The organism is uncultured Microbacterium sp. (assembly GCF_900078385.1).
Classification (GTDB): domain Bacteria; phylum Actinomycetota; class Actinomycetes; order Actinomycetales; family Microbacteriaceae; genus Microbacterium.
This window is the reverse complement of record NZ_FLQR01000001.1, coordinates 542,245-562,884: the sequence shown is the minus strand read 5'-3', so window position 1 is coordinate 562,884 and position 20,640 is coordinate 542,245. Positions and strand designations below refer to the sequence as shown.

The 20,640-nt window shown below is 71.5% G+C and carries 20 protein-coding genes and 1 tRNA gene; 5 read left to right on the top strand and 16 right to left on the bottom strand.

Annotated features, from left to right (window positions below):
- Nucleotides 1–3: 3 nt before the first annotated feature.
- From QZL85_RS02740 to leuC, 6 genes are all read right to left on the bottom strand, one after another.
- Nucleotides 4–1,086 carry a D-alanine--D-alanine ligase family protein gene (locus QZL85_RS02740; RefSeq protein ID WP_295573305.1) on the bottom strand — a complete coding sequence of 361 codons (1,083 nt, stop codon included), beginning with the start codon at nucleotides 1,084–1,086 and terminating at the stop codon, nucleotides 4–6.
- A complete protein-coding gene (locus QZL85_RS02735; protein WP_295573303.1) occupies nucleotides 992–2,098 on the bottom strand; it encodes an NAD(P)H-dependent glycerol-3-phosphate dehydrogenase in 1,107 nt (368 codons plus the stop codon). Before QZL85_RS02735 ends, QZL85_RS02740 begins: the two co-directional genes overlap by 95 nt.
- A gap of 13 nt (nucleotides 2,099–2,111) precedes the next feature.
- Nucleotides 2,112–2,876 carry a 1-acyl-sn-glycerol-3-phosphate acyltransferase gene (locus QZL85_RS02730; RefSeq protein WP_295573301.1) on the bottom strand — a complete coding sequence of 255 codons (765 nt, stop codon included), beginning with the start codon at nucleotides 2,874–2,876 and terminating at the stop codon, nucleotides 2,112–2,114.
- A 3-nt stretch (nucleotides 2,877–2,879) separates the two neighbouring features.
- Entirely contained in the window at nucleotides 2,880–4,253 is a 1,374-nt protein-coding gene (gene murA, locus QZL85_RS02725; RefSeq protein WP_295573299.1) for a UDP-N-acetylglucosamine 1-carboxyvinyltransferase, read from the bottom strand.
- A 69-nt stretch (nucleotides 4,254–4,322) separates the two neighbouring features.
- Nucleotides 4,323–4,919, bottom strand: a complete 597-nt coding sequence (gene leuD, locus QZL85_RS02720) for a 3-isopropylmalate dehydratase small subunit (RefSeq protein WP_295573296.1) — start codon at nucleotides 4,917–4,919, stop codon at nucleotides 4,323–4,325.
- Between the two features lies 1 nt (nucleotide 4,920).
- The gene (gene leuC, locus QZL85_RS02715; RefSeq protein ID WP_295573293.1) at nucleotides 4,921–6,366 is read right to left on the bottom strand and encodes a 3-isopropylmalate dehydratase large subunit; all 1,446 of its coding nucleotides are present in this window, start codon (nucleotides 6,364–6,366) and stop codon (nucleotides 4,921–4,923) included.
- Nucleotides 6,367–6,603: 237 nt separating this feature from the next.
- Here leuC and QZL85_RS02710 point away from each other — a divergent pair, with 237 nt between their 5' ends.
- Nucleotides 6,604–7,920, top strand: coding sequence for an O-acetylhomoserine aminocarboxypropyltransferase/cysteine synthase family protein (locus QZL85_RS02710; protein ID WP_295573291.1), 1,317 nt, complete (start codon nucleotides 6,604–6,606; stop codon nucleotides 7,918–7,920).
- Nucleotides 7,917–9,230 (top strand): LLM class flavin-dependent oxidoreductase, encoded by a 1,314-nt coding sequence (locus QZL85_RS02705; protein WP_295573288.1) that lies wholly within the window; start codon nucleotides 7,917–7,919, stop codon nucleotides 9,228–9,230. Before QZL85_RS02710 ends, QZL85_RS02705 begins: the two co-directional genes overlap by 4 nt.
- Before the next feature lie 52 nt (nucleotides 9,231–9,282).
- Here the strand turns inward: QZL85_RS02705 and QZL85_RS02700 are convergent, their stop codons facing one another.
- From QZL85_RS02700 to QZL85_RS02680, 5 genes are all read right to left on the bottom strand, one after another.
- Nucleotides 9,283–10,197 carry an ABC transporter substrate-binding protein gene (locus QZL85_RS02700; protein WP_295573285.1) on the bottom strand — a complete coding sequence of 305 codons (915 nt, stop codon included), beginning with the start codon at nucleotides 10,195–10,197 and terminating at the stop codon, nucleotides 9,283–9,285.
- Between the two features lie 30 nt (nucleotides 10,198–10,227).
- Nucleotides 10,228–10,947: an ABC transporter permease gene (locus tag QZL85_RS02695; protein ID WP_295573283.1), complete on the bottom strand. Its 720-nt coding sequence runs from the start codon at nucleotides 10,945–10,947 to the stop codon at nucleotides 10,228–10,230.
- Nucleotides 10,944–11,633, bottom strand: coding sequence for an ABC transporter permease (locus QZL85_RS02690; protein WP_295573280.1), 690 nt, complete (start codon nucleotides 11,631–11,633; stop codon nucleotides 10,944–10,946). The genes QZL85_RS02695 and QZL85_RS02690 overlap by 4 nt, the downstream gene beginning before the upstream one ends.
- Entirely contained in the window at nucleotides 11,630–12,457 is an 828-nt protein-coding gene (locus QZL85_RS02685; protein WP_295573277.1) for an ABC transporter ATP-binding protein, read from the bottom strand. The genes QZL85_RS02690 and QZL85_RS02685 overlap by 4 nt, the downstream gene beginning before the upstream one ends.
- A gap of 106 nt (nucleotides 12,458–12,563) precedes the next feature.
- Nucleotides 12,564–13,640 (bottom strand): TerC family protein, encoded by a 1,077-nt coding sequence (locus QZL85_RS02680; RefSeq protein WP_295573274.1) that lies wholly within the window; start codon nucleotides 13,638–13,640, stop codon nucleotides 12,564–12,566.
- Nucleotides 13,641–13,861: 221 nt separating this feature from the next.
- Here QZL85_RS02680 and QZL85_RS02675 point away from each other — a divergent pair, with 221 nt between their 5' ends.
- Both QZL85_RS02675 and QZL85_RS02670 read left to right on the top strand, forming a co-directional pair.
- A complete protein-coding gene (locus QZL85_RS02675) occupies nucleotides 13,862–14,422 on the top strand; it encodes an RNA polymerase sigma factor (RefSeq protein ID WP_295573932.1) in 561 nt (186 codons plus the stop codon).
- The gene (locus tag QZL85_RS02670; protein WP_295573271.1) at nucleotides 14,419–15,525 is read left to right on the top strand and encodes a DUF4349 domain-containing protein; all 1,107 of its coding nucleotides are present in this window, start codon (nucleotides 14,419–14,421) and stop codon (nucleotides 15,523–15,525) included. The genes QZL85_RS02675 and QZL85_RS02670 overlap by 4 nt, the downstream gene beginning before the upstream one ends.
- Before the next feature lie 53 nt (nucleotides 15,526–15,578).
- Here QZL85_RS02670 and QZL85_RS02665 read toward each other — a convergent pair.
- Nucleotides 15,579–15,654, bottom strand: a tRNA-Glu gene (locus QZL85_RS02665).
- Between the two features lie 98 nt (nucleotides 15,655–15,752).
- On the opposite strand from QZL85_RS02665, the gene QZL85_RS02660 reads away from it, so the two are divergent.
- Nucleotides 15,753–16,391: an MBL fold metallo-hydrolase gene (locus QZL85_RS02660; RefSeq protein WP_295573269.1), complete on the top strand. Its 639-nt coding sequence runs from the start codon at nucleotides 15,753–15,755 to the stop codon at nucleotides 16,389–16,391.
- A gap of 75 nt (nucleotides 16,392–16,466) precedes the next feature.
- Here QZL85_RS02660 and QZL85_RS02655 read toward each other — a convergent pair whose 3' ends face one another.
- The 4 genes from QZL85_RS02655 to QZL85_RS02640 all read right to left on the bottom strand — a co-directional run bounded on the left by QZL85_RS02655 (nucleotide 16,467) and on the right by QZL85_RS02640 (nucleotide 20,608).
- The gene (locus tag QZL85_RS02655; protein WP_295573267.1) at nucleotides 16,467–16,739 is read right to left on the bottom strand and encodes an HPr family phosphocarrier protein; all 273 of its coding nucleotides are present in this window, start codon (nucleotides 16,737–16,739) and stop codon (nucleotides 16,467–16,469) included.
- Between the two features lie 17 nt (nucleotides 16,740–16,756).
- The gene (locus QZL85_RS02650) at nucleotides 16,757–18,817 is read right to left on the bottom strand and encodes a fructose-specific PTS transporter subunit EIIC (protein WP_295573264.1); all 2,061 of its coding nucleotides are present in this window, start codon (nucleotides 18,815–18,817) and stop codon (nucleotides 16,757–16,759) included.
- Between the two features lie 64 nt (nucleotides 18,818–18,881).
- On the bottom strand, nucleotides 18,882–19,832 hold the full coding sequence (gene pfkB, locus QZL85_RS02645; protein ID WP_295573261.1) for a 1-phosphofructokinase: 951 nt from the start codon (nucleotides 19,830–19,832) through the stop codon (nucleotides 18,882–18,884).
- A complete protein-coding gene (locus tag QZL85_RS02640) occupies nucleotides 19,829–20,608 on the bottom strand; it encodes a DeoR/GlpR family DNA-binding transcription regulator (protein ID WP_295573257.1) in 780 nt (259 codons plus the stop codon). The genes pfkB and QZL85_RS02640 overlap by 4 nt, the downstream gene beginning before the upstream one ends.
- Between the last annotated feature and the right edge of the window lie 32 nt (nucleotides 20,609–20,640).

Genomic DNA, 20,640 nt, shown 5'->3' with positions numbered 1-20,640 from the left:
GGATCAGGCGGCGCGCGCGATCTCGATGAGCTCCGTGATGAGCTCGGGGTAGGTCATCCCGGACGCGATCCAGCACTTCGGGAACATCGAGATCGGGGTGAAACCGGGCATCGTGTTGAGCTCGTTCACGAAGAAGTCGGTGCCGGTGTAGAAGAAGTCCACGCGCGCGAGTCCCTCGCCGCCGATCGCCTCGAACGCGCGGGCGGCGATCCGCTGCATCTCGGCGAGTTCGCCGTCGCGCAGGTCCGCGGGGCACGTGAGCGCGACGCCCGGAACGTCGAGGTACTTCGCCTCGAAGTCGTAGAACTCCCGGCCGTCCAGGACGATCTCCCCCGCGACGCTCACACGCGGGAGTCCGCCGTCGCGGGACGCCAGGACGCCGCACTCGATCTCCCGTCCGACGACCGCCTGCTCGACGAGCACGGTCCCGTCCTCCGCGAACGCGGTGTCCAGCGCCGCGTCGAGCTCGCCGAGGTCCGACACCTTCGACACCCCGACGCTCGAGCCCGCACGGGCGGGCTTGACGAAGAGCGGCAGGTCGAGGGCGCGGATGCGGCGCAGCCACAGCTCGCGGTCGCGCGCGAGATCGCGCCGCGTGACCGTCACCCAGGGCACGACCGGCACGCCGGCGGCCTTCAGGACGCTCTTGGTGGTGTGCTTGTCCATCCCGATGGCCGACATGAGCAGGCCCGCTCCGACGTAGGGCAGGTCGAGGAGCTCCAGGAAGCCCTGGATCGTCCCGTCCTCGCCGAACCGGCCGTGCAGGATCGGGAAGACGACGTCGACCTCGCCGAGCGACCGCTCGCCGTCGGCGTCGCGGACGCGCAGCTCGCGCGAGGACGCGGAGTCCGGCCAGATGATGCGCGTGCCGTTGTCGCGGACCTCGGGCAGGTGCGCGGGATCGAGCGAGAACTTGTCCGGCTCGTCGTCCTCGAGGACGTAGGCGCCCTCGCGGGTGATCCCGATCGGGATGACGCGGTAGCGCTCGCGGTCAATCGCGCGGAGCACTCCCCCGGCCGTTGCGGAGCTGATCGAATGCTCGCTGGAGCGACCTCCAAAGAGCACCGCCACTGCCGCCTTGTCCATTCTGCGTCCTCTCGCCCTTGGGCTGGTCATCGTCCGTTGTCAGGTGGGGCGCGATGTCGCGCGGGTTCATCGTGCCGTCCAGGACCATCTTGACCTGCTCGACGATCGGCATGTGCACGCCGGCATCCCGGGCGAGCTGCAGGATGGGCGCGACCGAGGCGAGCCCCTCCGCGGTCTGGTTCATCTGCTTGACGACGTCCTGGAAGCTGTACCCCTGGCCGAGGAGACGTCCCGCCGTGTTGTTGCGGCTGAGCGGCGACTGGCACGTGGCGATGAGGTCGCCGAGGCCGGCGAGGCCCTGCAGCGTCTCGGGCTGCGCGCCCTGCGCGACGGCGAAGTCGGTCATCTCGACGAGACCGCGCGTGATGATCGATGCCTTCGTGTTCTCGCCGTAGCCGACGCCGTCGACGATGCCGATCGCGACGGCGATGAGGTTCTTGAGGACTCCGCCGAACTCCGTGCCGATGACGTCGGTGTTCACGAACGTGCGGAAGTAGGCGTTCCGGGCGCGCCGGGCGACCGCCTCGGCGGTCTCCTGGCTCGTCGAGGAGATGACGGCGGCGGTCGGCTGCTCGCGCGCGATCTCGAGGGCGAGGTTCGGCCCCGAGGCCACCGCGATGCGGGAGGGATCGCAGTGCAGCTCCTGCTCGATGACCTGGCTCATCCGCAGGCCCGAGCGCTGCTCGACGCCCTTCATGAGCGACACGATCGGGGCGTCGGTGTTCGAGACGAGCGGTCGCACCGCCTTGAGGTTCTGGCGAAGCGCCTGGCTGGAGATCGCGAGGTAGACCTGCGTCGCGCCCTCGAGGGCGTCGGAGAGGTGCGGGGTCGCGGTCATCGACCGGGGCAGGTTCACGCCCGGGAGGTACTCGGTGTTGCGCTTTCCCTCGTTGATCTCCTGGGCGAGCTCGGCCCGGCGCGCCCACATCACGACCTGCGCGCCGCCGTCGGCGAGCACCTTGCCGAACGTGGTCCCCCAGCTGCCGGCGCCGATGACGGCGACGCGGGGCATGGCGGCATCCTGCCTACGACTCAAGGCGACCCGTCTCCTTCTGCCCGTGCTCGGACGGGTTCCAGCGCTGCGCGGGGGGCGTCAGGCCGCGGAGTTCGCCGAGGAGACGGGAGATGTCGGCCATGACGACGTCCGTCGCGGCGACGAGGTTCGTGGGCGTCGTCGTCGCGCGATACGCGTCGAGGTCGACGGGCGGACCCAGCCGCACCTGGACGCGCTTGCGGAGCGGCCAGAGGCTGAGCTTCCCGTAGCGCGGCAGGATCCGCTCGACACCCCACATCGCGACGGGGATGACGGGGATGCCGCCTTCGAGCGCGAGGCGCACCGCGCCGGTCTTGCCGCGCATGGGCCAGAGGTCGGGGTCGCGGGTGAGGGAGCCCTCCGGGTACACGATGACGCCGCGGCCCTTCTCGACCAGTGACGCGGCCTGCACGATCGTCTGGCGCGCCCCGGCTGCGGAGGACGCCCGCGCGACCGGCACCATGCCCATCGAGGTCAGGAGCGGGCCGAGCACCGGCACCCGGAACAGGCTCTCCTTCGCCATGAAGCGCGGAGCACGCCCCAGCCGCCACGTCGCGACGGCGATGATCACCGGGTCGAACTCGCTGTAGTGGTTCGGGGCGAGGACGTAGGGGCCCTCCTGGGGAAGGTGCTCGCCGCCGGTGATCTCGATCTTCGCGATCAGACCGACCGCCGGGACCACGATGGCCGCGGCCGGCCAGTACACACTGGGCGTGGATTTCTCGGCGGATGCCCGCCGCCGTGGGGTGCGCGGCACGGACTATCCGATGACGTCGAAGTCGGCGCCGACGGCGGCGAGCTTGTCGAGGAACTTCTCGTAGCCGCGCCGGATGATGCCGATGTTGCGGACGGTCGACTGCCCCTCCGCCGCGAGCGCGGCGATGACGTAGCTGTACCCGCCGCGGAGGTCCGGGACGACGACGTCGGCGCCGTGCAGTGGCGTCGCACCCTTGATGACGGCGGCCTGCTCGAGGGCGCGGCGCGGGACCCGACGGTCCGAGCTCGCGATGCCCTCGGGGTGCACGACGATGTCGGCGCCCATCTGGACGAGCGCCCGGGTGAAGCCGAGCCGGTTCTCGTACACGGTCTCGTGCACGATGGACTCGCCCTCGGCCTGGGTCAGTGCGACGATGAGCGGCTGCTGCCAGTCGGTCATGAAGCCGGGGTGCACGTCGGTCTCGACGACGACGGGCCGCAGGGCCCCGCCGCGGCGGAAGCGGATGCCGTCCTCGGCGATGTCGAAGTCGCCGCCGGCCTTGCGGAACACGTTGAGGAAGGTGAGCATCTCCTGCTGCTTCGCTCCGCCGACGAAGATGTCGCCGTCGGTCGCGAGGGCGGCGCACGCCCAGGAGGCGGCCTCGTTGCGGTCGAAGATGCAGCGGTGGTCGTACCCGCGGAGCGAGTCCACGCCCTCGATGAAGATGACGCGGTTGGGCTCGTAGGAGATGATCGCGCCCATCTTCTGCAGCACCGCGATGAGGTCCATGATCTCGGGCTCGATCGCGGCGTTGCGCAGCTCGGTGGTGCCCTTCGCGCGCACCGCCGTCAGGAGCACCTGCTCCGTCGCGCCGACACTCGGGTAGGGCAGCTCGATGTCCGCACCGCGCAGGCCACCGGGAGCGGAGAGGCGGATGCCGCTCGGGAGCTTCTCCACGATCGCGCCGAACGCGCGCAGCGCGTCGAGGTGGAAGTCGATGGGGCGGTCGCCGATCCGGCAGCCGCCGAGATCGGGGATGAAGGCCTGGCCGAGCAGGTGCAGGAGCGGTCCGCAGAAGAGGATCGGGATGCGGGACGCACCCGCGTGGGCGTCGATCTCCTCCATGTGCGCCGACACGGCGCCGCGCGGGTCGAGCCGCAGCACGCCCTCGCCGTCGTCCTCGACGGTCACGCCGTGCACCTCGAGGAGCGAGCGCACCACCTGCACGTCGCTGATGTCCGGGACGTCGCGGAGGACGCTGACGTCCTCCCCGAGGAGCGCCGCCACCATCGCCTTCGTGGCGAGGTTCTTCGCCCCCTTGACGTCGACACGACCGGTGAGCGGTCGGCCGCCCCGGATCGAGAGGACCTCTCCGAGCAGTTCGCCCTCCCCGTCTCCGGGGTTCGGCGTCGCCGACGCACTCAGCAGTGTGTTCATCCGGTGGACCTCACTTGTCGTTCGAGGGAACTCGGCCGCGTCCGCAGGATGTGGGACGGGCTGTTCGGGCTACGGGACGGGTATCGTCCGCGGCCGCCACGCCTCACGGCGCGCCTCGAACTGCGAGATCTTCTCTTCGTTCCGCAGTGTGAGCCCGATGTCGTCGAGTCCCTCGAGGAGCCGCCACCTAGTGTAATCGTCGATCTCGAAAGCGACTCGGAGATCGCCGATAACGGCGGTGCGCGCCTCAAGGTCGACCGTCATGTCCGTGCCCGGGTGGGCGTCGATGGCAGCCCAGATCGCCTCCAGGTCGGCATCCGTGACGACGCCCGTGACGAGCCCCTGCTTGCCCGCGTTTCCGCGGAAGATGTCGGCGAACCGCGGGCTCAGGACGACCCGGAACCCGTAGTCGCGGAGCGCCCAGACGGCGTGCTCGCGGCTCGAGCCGGTGCCGAAATCCTGTCCCGCGACCAGGATCGACGCGCCGGCGTAGGCGGGCTGGTTGAGGATGAATTCGGGGTCCTGCCGCCAGGTGGCGAAGAGGGCGTCCTCGAAGCCGGTCTTGGTGACCCGCTTGAGGTAGACGGCCGGGATGATCTGGTCGGTGTCGACGGCCGAGCGCTGAAGCGGCAGGGCGACACCGGTGTGCGTCGTGAACTTCTCCATGTCAGGCCTCCGCCCCGGTCAGAACGGGCAGGTCGCTGGGACTCGCGAGCCGGCCGAGGACGGCCGTGGCCGCGGCGACGAGGGGGGAGACCAGGTGCGTGCGACCGCCCTTGCCCTGCCGTCCCTCGAAGTTGCGGTTGCTCGTGGACGCGCAGCGCTCCCCCGGCGCGAGCTGGTCGGGGTTCATGCCGAGGCACATCGAGCACCCGGCGAAGCGCCACTCGGCCCCGAAGTCGGTGAACACCTTGTCCAGGCCCTCGGCCTCGGCCTCCAGGCGCACCCGCGCCGAGCCGGGGACCACCATGACCCGCACGCTGTCCGCCTTCGAGCGCCCGCGGATGATCGAGGCGAACTGCCGGAGGTCCTCGATCCGGCTGTTGGTGCAGGAGCCCATGAACACGGCGTCGACTGGGACCTCCTTCAGCGGGGTGCCCGCCACGAGGTCCATGTACTCCAGCGCGCGCTGCGCGGCGACGCGCTCGTTCGGGTCGGCGAAGTCCTCCGGCGTCGGCACGACGCCGGAGAGCGACACGCCCTGGCCGGGGTTCGTGCCCCAGGTCACGAAGGGCTCCAGCTCGTCGGCGTCGAGGTAGACCTCCGCGTCGTAGGCCGCGCCCTCGTCCGAGGGGAGCGTCCGCCAGTACGCGACGGCGTCGTCCCAGTCCTGTCCGGCCGGCGCGTGCGGCCGGCCCTGGAGGTAGGCGAACGTGGTCTCGTCGGGGGCGACCATGCCGGCGCGGGCGCCGGCCTCGATCGACATGTTGCAGATCGTCATCCGGCCCTCCATCGAGAGCGCGCGGATCGCGGAGCCGCGGAACTCCAGGACGTAGCCCTGGCCGCCGTTCGTGCCGATCTTCGCGATGACGGCGAGGATGACATCCTTCGCCGAGACACCCGGCTTGAGCGTCCCCTCCACCGTGATCGCCATGGTCTTGAAGGGCTTCAGCGGCAGCGTCTGGGTCGCGAGCACGTGCTCGACCTCGCTCGTGCCGATGCCGAAGGCCATGGCGCCGAAGGCGCCGTGCGTCGAGGTGTGCGAGTCGCCGCAGACGACCGTGATGCCCGGCATGGTCAGACCCAGCTGGGGCCCGACGACGTGGACGATGCCCTGCTCCTTGTCGCCGAGGGAGTGCAGGCGCATCCCGAACTCGGCGGCGTTGCGGCGCAGCGTCTCGATCTGGGTCCGGCTCGTGAGATCGGCGATCGGCTTGTCGATGTCGAGCGTCGGGGTGTTGTGGTCCTCGGTCGCGATCGTGAGGTCGAGGCGCCGGACGGGCCGTCCTTCGGCGCGCAGGCCGTCGAAGGCCTGCGGGCTCGTCACCTCGTGCACGAGGTGCAGGTCGATGTAGATGAGGTCGGGCTCGCCGCCCTCGCCCTTGACGACGAGGTGGTCGTCCCAGACCTTCTCGGCGAGGGTGCGGGGACGATCGGGAATCGCAGTGCTCATGGTGTCTCGTTCTCCAGAAAGGGGATCACGCCCGCGACGGACTCCGCGACGAGGACGGGCTCAGAACGAGGTCTCGTCGCGGCCGCTAAGAAGGAGGCGAGCGATCCGCACGCGGCCAGAATACCACCGTGCCGCGCGCCGCCCGCCCGCCGCGGGGCGTAACACCGCGTCGCAATCCCCGGCGCCGGACACTCCGGCGTGGGACGCTGAGCACGGGAAGCGCGACAGGAGGACGCCGTGGGAGCGGGAACGGACGCCGGGTTCACGACGCGGCAGGTGCACATCGGGTCGGATGCCGTCGCGGCGACGCCGCGCGCCCTGCCCATCCACCTGACGGCCGGCTTCACCTTCGACTCGTTCGACGACGCGGCCGCGCACTTCGGGGTCGGCGACGGCTTCGGCTACACGCGCACCGGCAACCCGACCGTGGATGCCGTCGAGCGCAAGCTCGCCTCGCTCGAGGGCGGCGCGGAGGCGCTGCTGCTGGCGAGCGGCCAGGCCGCGATCACGGTCGCGCTCCTCGGCCTCGTCGCGGCGGGCGAGCACATCGTCAGCTCGACGCACATCTACGAGGGCACCCGCGGTCTGCTGCTCGACAACTTCGCCCGACTCGGCATCGCCGTGGACTTCGTGGACGACATCGCCGACCCGGACGCGTGGCGACGCGCCATCCGCCCCTCGACGCGGGTCCTCCTCGCGGAGTCGATCGCGAACGCCCGCAACGACGTCCTCGACATCGCGGCGGTCGCGGCGGTCGGGGACGAGCACGGCATCCCCCTCGTCGTGGACAACACCTTCGCGACCCCGTACCTCGTGCGGCCGCTCGAGCACGGCGCCGCCGTCGTCGTGCACTCGGCGAGCAAATTCCTCGCCGGGCAGGGCGCGGTGCTCGGCGGAGTCATCGTCGACGAGGGCCGCTTCGACGCCGCCCGCGCGGCGGGACGGTTCCCGCATCTGACGGCGACCGCCGCCGGCCCGAGCCTGTGGGAGCGGCACGGCGGACGGGCGCGCATCGCCTATTTGCGGGAGAGCGTCGCACCCCGCTTCGGTCCGACGCCGTCGCCCCTGAACGCGTTCCTGATCGGCCAGGGCGTCGAGACGCTGAGCCTGCGGGTGCAGCGCCAGAGCGAGAACGCGCTCGCGGTCGCCCGGTGGCTGGAGGGTCGTCCCGAGGTCGCCCGCGTGGACCACGCGGGCCTGGAGTCCCACCCGACGCACGCCACCGCGCAGCGCTACCTGCGGGGCGGCTTCGGCTCGGTGTTCACGGTCACGCTCCGGGGCGGACTCGCGGCCGCGCGGTCCGTCGTCGACGGCCTCCGGGTCATCACCCACATGACGCACCTGGGCGATGTGCGCTCCCTCGTGCTGCACCCCGCGTCCACGAGCCACACCCACCGCACGGCGGCGCAGCAGCGCGCCCACGGCGTGGAGCCGGGGACGCTCCGGCTGTCGATCGGCATCGAGGACGTCGGGGATCTCATCGCCGACCTCGGCCGCGCGCTCGACGAGGTCGCCGCGGCCACGGCGGACAGCGCCGACCGGGTGGTCGCGTGAGCCGGCTCCAGCACTTCGGGTGGTTCCTCGCGCGCGGCTTCGGCCCGCACGGGTGGGGGCACCCGTACCTGGACTGGAACTACCGGTGGACCGAGCCCGCGCTCTACCAGGATGCCGTCCGCGCCCTCGAGCAGGCCGGCTTCGACCTCCTCATCATCGAGGACGCGCCCTCGCTCGGCTCCCCGACGACCATCGACCTGCGCGTCCGGCAGGCGTTCGGCGGTCCCAAGCTCGACCCGCTGCTCCTCGCGCCCTACCTGTTCGCCGCGACGCAGCACCTCGGGGTCGCGCCCACCGTGAACCCCGCGGCGTACCTGCCCTACACGGCGGCGCGCCAGTTCGCGACGCTCCAGCACCTGAGCGGGAACCGGCTGGGCCTGAACGTCGTCACCGACACCGGGAGCGCGCGCCACTTCGGCGCCGCACCGCCGCTCGGCCACGATGCCGCCTACGACCGCGCCGAGGAGTGGCTCGGCGGCATCCGGGATCTCTGGCGCAGCTGGCCCGATGACGCGCTCCTGGCCGACCCGGTGCGGGGCCGCTACGCGGACGGCACGCGGCTGGATGCCGTCCCGCACCGCGGCGAGCACTTCGCGTTCGACGGGCCGCTGAACTTCGTGCCGTTCACGGACGGCGAGCCGGTCATCGTCTCCCCCGGCGGCTCGGGACGCGGGCTCGGCTTCGCGGGCCACAACTCCGACATCCAGCTGGCGCTCGCGCCGCTGGACGAGCAGAGCATCCGGGGCTACCGCGGGAAGATCCACGACGCCGCGCGCGCGGCGGGTCGCCGCCCCGAGGACGTCACGATCCTCTTCGCGATCCAGCCCGTCCTTACCTCATCGCCCGAGGAGGCCGACCGGCTCGTGGCCGCCTCGGCGCATCCCGATGAGGCGACGCTGCTCCAGATCGCCGAGCGGCAGTCCAGCGACCTGGAGACCGATCTCACGGCGCTGAGCCTGGACGCACCGCTCGACCTCGCCGTGTTCGGCGAGCACGTGTCGCACGGCAGCATCCGCCGCCTCGTCGGCGCGCACGGCCCGGACGCGACGCTCCGCCAGATCCTCACGGCGCACGCCCGCCTCGGGCGCCTCCGCGACGGCTCCGGCTTCGTCGGCACGGCCGGCGAGCTCGCCGACCGCATCGAGGAGCTCGGCACGTGGGGCAACGACGGCGTGCTGCTGTGGGGCGATCTGCACCCCGTCACGGTGCACCGGATGCTGGACGAGCTCGTGCCCATCCTGCGCCGACGCGGCATCCTGCGCGCGGAGTACTCCGGCGGCGGGCTCCGCGCGAACCTGCGCTCGTTCTGACGGGAGACGCCGCAGGGGCCGGTCCGCGGACCGACCCCTGCGACGCGGCGGATCAGGCCAGGTCGTTCTCCGCGAGCCACGCGGTCGCGATGTCCTCCGCCGACTTCTGCTCGTCCTGCGACTGCACGTTGAGCGAGACCAGGCCCTCCGGCGTGAGAGCGGCGCTGACGGCGTTGATGACGTCGGCGATCTCCTCGGCGATGTCCGCGTTCACGAGCGGCACGACGTTGGACGCCAGGAACAGGGCCTCCGGGTCTTCGAGGACCCGCAGCTTCTGCGTCTGGATGCGCGGGTCGGCCGTGTAGACGTTCGCCACGTTGACGGTGTCCGCGACGAGCTCCTCGACGGTCGTGTCACCGGTCGCCTCGAACGCGACGTCGACGCCGTACGTCGACTTCAGGCCGTCCGGCCCGTACGGGCGCTCCGCGAGCTCGGCGGGGCCGCCGAGCGTGAGCGGCGTGGAGACGTTCGCGAGGTCGGCGATCGTGGTGAGGTCGTTCTCCTCGGCGAAGGCCTCGGTCACGGTGTACGAGTCCTGGTCGCTCGCGGTGGACTGCTCGAGGACGGTGAGGCCCTCGGGCAGGGCGTCGGCGAGGGCCGTGTAGACGTCCTCGGGGCTCCGCGCCTCGGTCTCCGCGTCGTAGAACTGCAGCAGGTTGCCGCTGTACTCGGGGAAGAGGTCGACCTCGCCGCTCTCCAGCGACGGCAGGTAGGCGTCGCGCTGACCGATGTTGAAGGTGCGCTCGACCTCGAAGCCGGCGCCCTCGAGCGCCTGCGCGTAGATCTCGGCGATGATCTCGTTGGAGTAGTAGGCCTGCGAGCCGACCACGATCGTGTCGGTCTCGCCGCCGGCCGGCGTGGACTCCTCGGCGAGCGGGTCGCTCGTCCCGCAGCCGGCGAGAGCCAGCGATGCGGTCAGGGCGAAGGTCGCGATGCCGAGCACGCGCTTCTTCCGTGCTGTGAACATGTGCGTTTCTCTCTTTCGGTGGTGATGGGGTCAGGCCGGCGCCGAACGGCGCCGGGTGGTCTTCGGAACGGAGTGGCGATCGGATGCCGCGCGCACGCCGCGCGGGACGGCGAGCCGCTGCGCGAGCGCGAACAGACCGTCGACGGCGAGGGCCAGCGTGGCCACGAGCAGCGCACCGCCGAGGACCATGTCGAAGCGGCGGAGCGGGATGCCGGTGATGATGTACTGCCCGAGGCCGCCGACGTTCAGGTACGCCGCGATCGTCACGGTCGCGATGACCTGCAGCGTCGCCGCCCGGATCCCGCCGACGAGGAGGGGAAGACCCAGCGGGACCTCGATGCGCCAGAGCACCTGCCACTCGGTCATGCCCACGGCACGCCCCGCGTCGACCGTCGTGCGGTCGATGGCCTCGAACCCCGTGTAGGCGCCGGCGAGGAGCGAAGGGATCGCGAGGAGGACGAAGGTGATGACGGCGGCCTCGGGCTTGTGCAGGACGCCCAGGAGCAGGACGAGGAGGATCATGAGCCCGAACGAGGGGATCGCCCGCGCCGCGCCGGAGACGGCGACGGCGGCGTCGCGCCCGCGACCCGTGTGTCCGACGAGCCAGCCGATCGGGATGGCGATCGCGGCGGCGATCAGCACGGAGACGAGCGTCAGCAGCAGGTGCTGGCCGAGCGCCTCCGGAATGGACGCGGTGCGGGACCGGTCGCCGTTCAGCAGCCACTCGACGGCGTCGATGATGAGGTTCACGCCGGGGCCTCCACGGGGACGACGGCGCGGCTCGACGCGGCGCGGGCCGTGGACGCGCGGCGCGTCCACGGCAGGAGGACGCGGCCGGCCAGCACGAGCGCCAGGTCGACCAGCAGGGCGATGAGCCCCACCGCGACGAGGCCCGCGAGCACTTCCGGGATGATGCGGCGCTGCAGTCCGTTCGTGAACAGGTAGCCGAGGTTCGTGACGCCGATCAGGATGCCGACGGTCGCGAGGGCGATCGTGCTGGCGGCGGTCACACGCAGTCCCGCCAGGATGACGGGGCCGGACAGCGGCAGGTCGACGGCCCAGAAGCGCCGCACGGGTCCGTAGCCCACGGCGGTCGCCGCGAGACGCACGTCGGGATCGACCGAGGCCAGACCTTCCGCCACGGACCTCGTCAGCAGCGCGACGGCGTAGATCGTCAGCGCGGTGATGAGGTTCGCCTCGCTGAGGGCGCTGATGCCGAAGATCACCGGCAGGATCGGCAGGAGCGCGAGGGACGGGATCGTGTACAGGAGCCCCGTGACACTGAGGATCGCGCCACGGGCCGCACGGTAGCGCCATGCCAGCCACCCGAGCGGCAGCGAGAGCACCAGCCCCAGGACGAGCGGCGGGACGCTCTGGCGGACGTGCACGATCGACAGCTGCAGGATGAGGTCGAGGTTGTCGAGGACCCAGCTCACGACGGGGCATCCCCCCGGACGAGCGCGCCCTGCGTGCGCCCCAGCCCGTCGACGACGACGGTGCCGTTCGCCGTCTCCTTCAGCCGCAGCGCCCGCTTGCCGCGCTCGGAGCCGATGAAGTCGGCGACGAAGGCACTCGCGGGCGCCTCGATGATCTCGCTCGGACTGCCGACCTGCGCGATCGTGGCGCCCTTCTCGAGGATCACGACCTGGTCGCCGAGGAGGAACGCCTCATCGATGTCGTGCGTCACGAAGACGACGGTCTTGTCGAGCTCGCGCTGCAGACGGATGACCTCCTGCTGCAGCTCGGCGCGGACGATCGGGTCGACGGCGCCGAACGGCTCGTCCATCAGCAGGATGTTGGGGTCGGACGCGAGACCGCGGGCGACCCCCACGCGCTGCTGCTGGCCGCCGGAGAGCTGGCTCGGGTAGCGGTTCGCGAGCGATCGATCCAGGCCCACGACGTCGAGGAGCTCGAGCGCGCGCTCGCGCGCGGCACGACGCGGCGTGCCCTGCAGCAGCGGCACGGTCGCGACGTTGTCGACCACCGAGACGTGCGGCAGCAGGCCGCTGTTCTGCATGACGTACCCGATGCTGCGCCGCAGGCGCACGGCATCCTGCCCCTGGATGGGATCGCCGTCGATGAGGATCGTCCCGGACGTGGGCTCCACCATCCGGTTGATCATGCGCAGCAGGGTGGTCTTGCCGCATCCCGAGGAGCCGACGAAGACGGTGGTCTTGTGGGCCGGGAGCACGAGGCTGAACGCGTCGACTGCCAGCGTGCCGTCGGGATACTGCTTGGTCACGTCGCGGAACTCGATCACGGGCGCACCTCCTGCAGCAACTCAAGCACAGGCGGGCGACACCCGGCGCGGGGGTGTAATCCGGCGACACCGTCCGGTAAAGTCCCGGCAGCCGGTGCCGGCGACCTCAGTCGCGCTGGTCCGCGTGGGGCTGCTCCACGACGGCGGGCGTGCCCTTCTCCTCCGCGACGGCGGTCGCCGCGGCGACAGGCGTGCCGGACTCGTCCCGCCGGCTGTCGCGCGCCGACGCGATGAGGCTCGCCACGGTCGCGACGACCATCGAGACGATGATCACTCCGAGCGACATCCACGTGGAGATGTCGGGGACCCACTCGATGTGCTCGCCGCCGTTGATGAACGGGACCTCGTTCTCGTGCATGGCGTGGAAGATGAGCTTCACGCCGATGAACGCGAGGATGAAGGCGATCCCGTAGTGCAGGTACCGCAGGCGGTCGAGGAGGCCGCCCAGGAGGAAGTACAGCTGGCGCAGGCCCATGAGGGCGAAGATGTTGGCCGTGAAGACGATGAAGGCGTTCTGCGTGATGCCGAAGATCGCCGGGATCGAGTCGAGCGCGAACAGCAGGTCCGTCACCCCGATCGCGGCGAAGACGATGATCATCGGCGTGAACATCCTCTTCCCGTCCACGACCGTGCGGACCTTCGAGCCGTCGTACGTCTCGCTGATGTCGACCGTGCGACGGAGGAGCCGCACGATGAACGTCTCCTGCTTGACGTCCTCGTCGTGGTCGCCGCCGGGGAAGGCCTGCTTCCACGCGGTCCAGATGAGGAAGGCGCCGAACAGGTAGAAGATCGGCAGGAAGTTCTCGATGATCGCGGCGCCCAGCAGGATGAAGATGCCGCGGAGGACGAGCGCGATGATGATGCCGACCATCAGCACCTTCTGCTGATACCGGCGCGGCACCGAGAACTGGGACATGATCAGCACGAACACGAACAGGTTGTCGATCGAGAGGCTGTACTCGGTCAGCCAGCCGGCGACGAACTGCCCCGCGTACTCGCCGCCCGCGAACCACCACATCAGACCCGCGAAGACGAGCGCCAGAGCGACGTAGAAGAGGACCCACAGGGTCGATTCCTTGTTGGACGGGATGTGCGGTCGCTTTATGACCAGCAGCAGGTCGGCGACGAGGATGATGAGGAGGACGGCCATGGAGCCGATCTCGAACCAGACAGGGAGGTCCATACGGGCCTTTCAGGAGGGGTGACGGAACGTCGAAAGTCTCTCCCCCGCACGTGGTGCGGCGCGCGCCCGGGGTCTCAGCGACGGGACCCGTGATGACGGACGCGCGAGGACGGGATACTCCCTCTCGCGTGTTCCAGGATACAGGGAGCCCTGCGGTGCCCGCGCCGTGAGACGCTGTGGCCGTGGACGACACTCCTGGGGTGAGAGACGATGAGGACACGATGACCGAGCCGGCCGTGCGCACCGACGCCGCGCTCGTCGCTGCGGCGGCGAGCGGGAGCGACGAGGCGTTCCGCGCGCTGTACCGGGCGTACGTGCGCCCGGTGTACTGGCTCGCGTACGGCATCCTCGGCAACACCGTGGATGCGGAGGACGTCGCACAGGAGACGTTCCTCGCGGCGTGGCGGAAACTGCCCGGGATGGAGCTGGCGGGGGAATCGCTTCTCCCCTGGCTCGCGACGATCTGCCGGTTCCAGTGCGCGAACCGCATCCGGCGCCTCAAGCGCGACCGCATCCACACGGCGGCCGCTGCCGACGAGACCCTGCCGGCGACGGTGGACGTCGAGGAGCAGGTCATCACGGCGGCGCTCGCGGAGCGCATCCTCGCGGAGGTGTCGACGCTCAGTCCGCTGGACCAGCAGATCTTCCGGCTGTGCGCGACGGAGGGCTATGCCTACCAGGCAGCCGCGGAGCAGCTCGGCGTGTCGCACGGGGTCGTCCGCAATCGTCTCTCCCGCATCCGCACCCAGGTGCGGACTGCCATCGGAACGGAGGGGACATGAACGTCGAAGATGTGACACTGCCCGAGCTCGCCGACGACCGCGTCGACGAGATGGAAGAGGCGCTGTTCGCCGCGATCGCGGCCGAGCGCGCCGCCCGGACGGCGGCGCACGTCGACGAGGACAGGAAGCGGCGCGCGCGCCGCGGCCGCTGGTGGATCGGCGGCGCCGCCGCGGCGGCCGTCGTGATCGCGGCCGCCGTCGTCGGGCCGCAGCTGGGCGGGCTCATGGGGGTCGGCGCGGCGAGCACTGCGGACGAAGCCGGTGCCCCCGAGGTGTGGACCGACGGCAGCGTGGGCGAGGAGTCCGGCGGTGATTCCGGAGGTGATGCCGGATCCGCCACCGAACCGGGCGCCCTGGCTCCGGATGCGGACCTGGCGCGCGAGATCATCGCGACGGCGTCCGCGTCGGTGCAGGTCGACGACGTCGCTGCGGCGGCGCGGGAGATCGGCGATGCCGCGGAGCGGGCCGGCGGCTACGTCGAGACGCTCAGCCTCGCAGGCGAGGGTCAGGCCGCGCCCGACGTCATCGGGGACGGCGGCGACGTCTGGACCTCCCCGTCGGGCACGTGGATCACCGTGCGGGTGCCGGCCGACGAGCTGACCGCCCAGACCCGCGCGCTCGCCGACGTCGGCGACGTCATGGCGTCCCAGCTCGAGAAGCGCGACGTCACGACGGAGGCGGTCGACCTGCGCGCGCGGATCGACGCACTCAAGGCCTCGGTGACGCGGCTCACCGACCTCATGGCCGAGGCGAGCTCGACCGCCGACCTGCTCGCCGCCGAGAGCGCGCTCGCGCAGCGCCAGGCGGAGCTGGAGTCCTACCAGCAGCAGCTCGCGTCGATCGATGACCAGGTGGCCATGTCGACCCTCACGGTGACGCTGTACGAGCCGCAGGAGGTCGTGAAAGCCGATCCCGCCGGCTTCGGCGACGGCCTGGCGGCCGGCTGGAGCGGGCTCGTCGCGACGGTCAACGGGATCGTCATCGGGCTGGGCTTCCTGCTCCCCTGGATCGTCGTCCTCGCCGTCCTCGGGCTCATCGTCTGGGCCGTCCGGTCGGCGCGTCGCCGGCGGCGGGCTGCGGTGGCGCCGGACCCGGAGGCCTGAGCGGACCCCGTCGGGAATGCCGAAAGCCCGGTCCTCGGACCGGGCTTTCGTGTTGGTGACCCCAGCGGGATTCGAACCCGCGTTACCGCCGTGAGAGGGCGGCGTACTAGGCCGCTATACGATGGGGCCGTTTCACGCAACCGTTCGATTATGCCATGCCTCTCGCGGCTCGGCCAAATCGAGGCCGGAGCTTGCTCGAACGCCCCCGGCACGCGTTGACTGGGCTCATGCGCGTCACCAAGCACGAACATGCCTGCCTCCGTCTCGAGCGCGAGGGCAAGACCCTCATCGTCGACCCCGGGTCCTTCACGCTCCCCCTCGCGGAGCTGCAGGACCTGATCGGGATCGTCCTCACGCACGAGCACCCCGACCACTGGACGTCCGAGCATCTGGATCGCCTCCTGAAGGCCGCGCCGGGAACCCCCATCTACGGTCCGGCGGGTGTCGCGGCGGCCGCGGCGGGCTTCGACATCATCACCGTCTCCCCCGGGGAGACGGTCGAGCTCGAGCCGTTCACACTCGAGTTCTTCGGCGGGCAGCACGCCGTCATCCACGAGACGATCCCCGTCGTCGACAACGTGGGCGTGCTGGTGAACGACGAGTTCTACTACCCCGGCGACTCCTACACCGTTCTGGACGGGAAGGACGTGCGGCTGCTCGCGGCGCCCGTCGGCGCCCCGTGGCTCAAGATCGGCGAGGCCATGGACTTCGTCCTCGCGGTGGCCCCGCGCCGCTCGTTCGGCACCCACGACATGACGCTGTCGCAGATCGGCCGCGAGATGGGCCGGCAGCGTCTCCGGTGGGCGACCGAGCAGGGCGGCGGGGAGTTCCTCGCGCTCGACCCCGGCGAATCGGTCGACCTCTGACCGTCCGCACGTGAGACGACGGATGCCGCGGGCCCCGAAGGGCTCGCGGCATCCGTCGTTCGTGCGTGGCGCGGTTCAGGCCTCGGCGTCGTGGTCGACCTCGAGGAAGGCCGCGAGCGTGTCGAGCGCCGACTCGGCGCCGTCGCCCTCCGCCTTGAGCGTCACCACGGTGCCCTGCGTGGCGCCCAGGCCCATGAGGCTCAGGATGCTGCCCGCGTTGAGGTCCGCTCCGCCGGGGACGGCGATGGTGACCGGGACACCGGTCTCCTGCACCTTCTGGACGAAGAGCTTCGCCGGGCGGGCGTGCAGGCCCGAGCTGCTCGCGATGGTGGCGGTACGTTCTGCCATGTCGTTCTCCTGTTCGGTTATGCCGCGACCGGGGCGACGACGGCTGCCTCGGCCTGGATGGGGTTCCTGTGGCCGACGAACTTCTTGAGCACGACGATCAGGACCGCTGAGACGACCGTACCCGCCACGAGCGCGACCAGGAAACCCCACACCGGGGCGATGGCGAACAGCACGAAGATGCCGCCGTGCGGGGCGAAGCTCGTGACGCCGAACCACATGCTGAGTGCGCCGGTGACAGCACCGCCGACCATCGAGGCCGGGATGACGCGCAGCGGGTCGGCCGCGGCGAACGGGATGGCGCCCTCGCTGATGAAGGCGGCGCCCAGCAGCCACGCGGCCTTGCCGTTCTCCCGCTCGACGGGGGTGAACAGCGGACGCGCCATCACCGTCGAGGCGAGGGCCAGGGCGAGCGGCGGCACCATGCCGGCGCACATGACGGCCGCCATGATGAGGTACGGCGCCACGTTGCTGTCCGATCCGGCCGCGAGCCCCGTGGTCGCGAAGACGTAGGCGACCTTGTTGACGGGGCCGCCGAGGTCGAAGCACATCATGAGACCGAGGATGACGCCGACGCCGATGACGCCCGCGCCGCTCTGGGTGAGCGCCGTGAGGCCGTCCGTGAGCCAGGTCATGAGGGTCGCGATCGGGCGGCCGAGGAAGAGGATCATGAGACCCGACGCCACGATGGATCCGACGAGCGGGATGATCACGACCGGCATGAGTCCGCGGAGCCAGCGCGGCACCGAGAGGCTTCCGAGCCACCACGCGACGACGCCCGCGAGCAGGCCGCCGATGATGCCGCCGATGAACCCGGCGTTCATGGTCACGGCGACGGCACCGGCGACGAAGCCCGGTGCGATGCCGGGCCGGTCGGCGATCGCGAAGGCGATGTAGCCGGCGAGGGCCGCGACGAGGAAGCCCATCGACGTGACGCCGATCACGAACGCGACCGAGCCGAGATACTGGCCGAGGGGGCCGAGGTCGGACGTGATGTCCTCGGTCGGCAGGTTCCACAGCGAGTTGGCGATGATGACCTTCGCCGCGTTGTCCGTGACGCGGTACCCGCCCAGGAGGAACCCGAGGGCGATGAGCAGGCCGCCGCCGGCGACGAAGGGGATCATGTAGCTGACGCCGGTGAGGAGGATCCGCTGGATCCGGGTCCCCCAGGACAGCTGGGCGGACGAGGTCGTGCTCGTCCCCGTCGTCGCGGCGCCGGCGCTCACCCGGGCGGCGGACGGGTTGCCCGCGGCCGCGACGGCTTCCGCGATGAGCTGGCGCGGCTGCTCGATGCCCCGCTTGACACCCGAGCGCACGACCGGCTTGCCGGCGAAGCGACCGAGTTCGCGGACGTCGACGTCGGTCGCGAAGATGACGGCATCCGCGTCGTCGATGACCTGCTGCGGCAGCGCCTGGTAGCCGCTGGAGCCCTGCGGCTCGACGGCGAGGTCCACGCCCGCCGCGACGCCCGCGGCGGTCAGTGCGTCGGCGGCCATGAAGGTGTGCGCGATGCCGGTGGCGCAGGAGGTGACCGCGACGATGCGGGCCGGGCGGCCGTCGATCGTCGAGCCGTCCGGGACGGTCGCGGCGGCGGGCGTCGGCGGCGCCGCAACGGGGGCGGGCGCCGGCGCATCCGAGATGGCATCGCGGACGATCGCGACGACCTCGTCCGCGGTGGTCGCGGCGCGCAGCCCGGCGAGGAAGTCCTCCCGCATGAGGCTGCGGGCGAGCTTGGACAGGACGGCGAGGTGCTCCTCGGCGGCCGTGTCGGGAGCGGCGATGAGGAAGACGAGGTCGGCGGGGCCGTCCGGCGCGCCGAACGCCACGGCCGGCTTCAGCCGGGCGAACGCGAGGCTCGCCTGGGTGACCGCGGCGCTCTTGGCGTGCGGGATGGCGATGCCGCCGGGGAGCCCGGTCTCGTCCTTCTGCTCCCGCGCCCACGCGTCGTCGGCGAGGGCGGCGCCGTCGGTGGCGCGCCCCTCTGCGGCGACGCGTGCCGCGAGGGCGCCGATGACGGCGCGCTTGTCGTCGCCGAGCGACTCGTCGAGGCTGACGAGTGCCGGCGTGATGGTCTCTGCCACGGTGACCTCCAGTGGTCGTTGTCGTTTGTCGAGATGGATGGGGATGTGCTCGCGCGGTCGCGCGTCAGGGGGTGAGCGTCCGCACCGGCACGTCACCGGCGGGGAGATCGTCGGGAGTGGGCGCCTGCGTGCCCGGGAGGGCGGCCGCGGCGGAGCCGTACCGGATGCCGGAGCGGACGCACTCCTCGGGTCCGGCGCCGGCGACGTGGGCGAGAAGGAAGCCGGCGAGCGAGCTGTCCCCCGCGCCGACGGTGCTGCGGACGCGGGTCGGCGGCGGGGTGCCGTGCCAGGCGCCGGTGGCGTCGACCAGCACGGCGCCTTCGCCGCCGAGGGTCACGAATGCCGCGGCGACCTTGCCCGGCACGATCGCGCGGGCGAGGGCGTGCACGGCGTCGGCCAGCGGGACGGACGCGTCCAGTCGTCCCCCGGTGAGCTCGACGAGCTCGTCGTCGTTGGGCTTGATGAGGTCGGGCGCACCATCGGCGACCACGGCGCGCAGCGCCGCACCCGACGTATCCACCGCGATGCGCGGAGCGCGTTCGCCCCCGCGCGCCCGCACCGCACGGATGACGGTGACATAGAAGTCGTCCGGGAGTCCGGGCGGCAGGGAGCCGGCGAGCACGACCCACTGAGCGCCCTCTGCGGCACGGGCGACCGCCGCGACGAGCCGGTCCGCGTCGTCGGCGGAGAGCACGGCGCCCGGCAGGTTGAGCTTTGTCGTCTCCCCCGCCGGGTCGGTGATCGTCACGTTGGCGCGCGTCGCGCCTGCCGCGGCGACCGGAAGCACCGGGATGCCGGTGTGGCGGAGGGCGGCGGCGAAGGGGTCGTCGGCATCCAGGGGCAGCACGGCGAGGGTCTCCACGGCCGCGGCGTGCACGACGCGGGCGACGTTGATCCCCTTGCCGCCCGCGTCCTCGCGAGCCGACAGCGCGGCCTGCACGGCTCCGGGCTGCAACGGCTCGGCCAGGGTGATCGTGCGGTCGAGGGAGGGATTGGCGGTGAGCGTGACGATCATGCGAGCCACACCTCCGTCCCGGCCTCGTCCAGTGCCGCCGCGAGTGCCGCGGACGGCGGCGCGTCGGTGACGAGGACGTCGATCTCGTCCAGGCCGGCGAAGGAGACGAGGAGGTCGGCATCCAGCTTGTCGGCGTCGGCGACGAGGATGACCCGCCGCGCGGAGGCGACCACGGCGCGCTTGACCGCAGCCTCGTCGGGGTCGGGGGTGCTCACCCCGAAGTCCGCGGAGACGCCGTTGGCTCCGATGAACGCGATGTCCGGCCGGAGGTGCTCGATGGCCGCGACGGTCTGTGCGCCGACCGCGGCCGCGGTCAGGCCGCGGACGCGTCCGCCGATGGCCGTCAGGTTCACTCCCCCCGCGCCCGCAAGCAGGTGCCCGATCGTCATGGCGTGCGTGACGACTTCGAGCGGCAGCTCGGGGTGCCGATCGGCGAGGAGCCGGGCGACCGCGGCCGTGGTCGTGCCGGCGTCGAGGTAGACCGAGACGGTCGCGCCGGGCACGAGCGCATCGAGGGCACGTCGGGCGATGGCCTCCTTCGCGGCGCTGCGGCGCTCGGAGCGCTCCGCGAGCGACGGTTCGACGGTGCTGGTGCGCAGCGGGACGACGGCACCGCCGTGGACGCGCTGGAGGACGCCGCGGTGCTCGAGCAGACCGAGGTCGCGGCGGACGGTCTCCGTCGTGACGCCGAACCGCTCGGCGAGGTCGACGACCGCGACGCGTCCCTCCGTGTCGATGAGCTGCTCGATGAGCTGCTGTCGCTCCATTGCGTACAAGGTGACCTCCCGATCGGCAACAGAGTACAACA

Excerpts from the sequence above, each read along its gene's own strand:
- QZL85_RS02740 (WP_295573305.1), bottom strand. The coding sequence starts at position 1,086 with ATGGACAAGGCGGCAGTGGCGGTGCTCTTTGGAGGTCGCTCCAGCGAG.
- QZL85_RS02735 (WP_295573303.1), bottom strand. The coding sequence starts at position 2,098 with ATGCCCCGCGTCGCCGTCATCGGCGCCGGCAGCTGGGGGACCACGTTC.
- murA (WP_295573299.1), bottom strand. The coding sequence starts at position 4,253 with ATGAACACACTGCTGAGTGCGTCGGCGACGCCGAACCCCGGAGACGGG.
- leuD (WP_295573296.1), bottom strand. The coding sequence starts at position 4,919 with ATGGAGAAGTTCACGACGCACACCGGTGTCGCCCTGCCGCTTCAGCGC.
- leuC (WP_295573293.1), bottom strand. The coding sequence starts at position 6,366 with ATGAGCACTGCGATTCCCGATCGTCCCCGCACCCTCGCCGAGAAGGTC.
- QZL85_RS02700 (WP_295573285.1), bottom strand. The coding sequence starts at position 10,197 with ATGTTCACAGCACGGAAGAAGCGCGTGCTCGGCATCGCGACCTTCGCC.
- QZL85_RS02680 (WP_295573274.1), bottom strand. The coding sequence starts at position 13,640 with ATGGACCTCCCTGTCTGGTTCGAGATCGGCTCCATGGCCGTCCTCCTC.
- QZL85_RS02675 (WP_295573932.1), top strand. The coding sequence starts at position 13,862 with ATGACCGAGCCGGCCGTGCGCACCGACGCCGCGCTCGTCGCTGCGGCG.
- QZL85_RS02670 (WP_295573271.1), top strand. The coding sequence starts at position 14,419 with ATGAACGTCGAAGATGTGACACTGCCCGAGCTCGCCGACGACCGCGTC.
- QZL85_RS02660 (WP_295573269.1), top strand. The coding sequence starts at position 15,753 with ATGCGCGTCACCAAGCACGAACATGCCTGCCTCCGTCTCGAGCGCGAG.
- QZL85_RS02655 (WP_295573267.1), bottom strand. The coding sequence starts at position 16,739 with ATGGCAGAACGTACCGCCACCATCGCGAGCAGCTCGGGCCTGCACGCC.
- pfkB (WP_295573261.1), bottom strand. The coding sequence starts at position 19,832 with ATGATCGTCACGCTCACCGCCAATCCCTCCCTCGACCGCACGATCACC.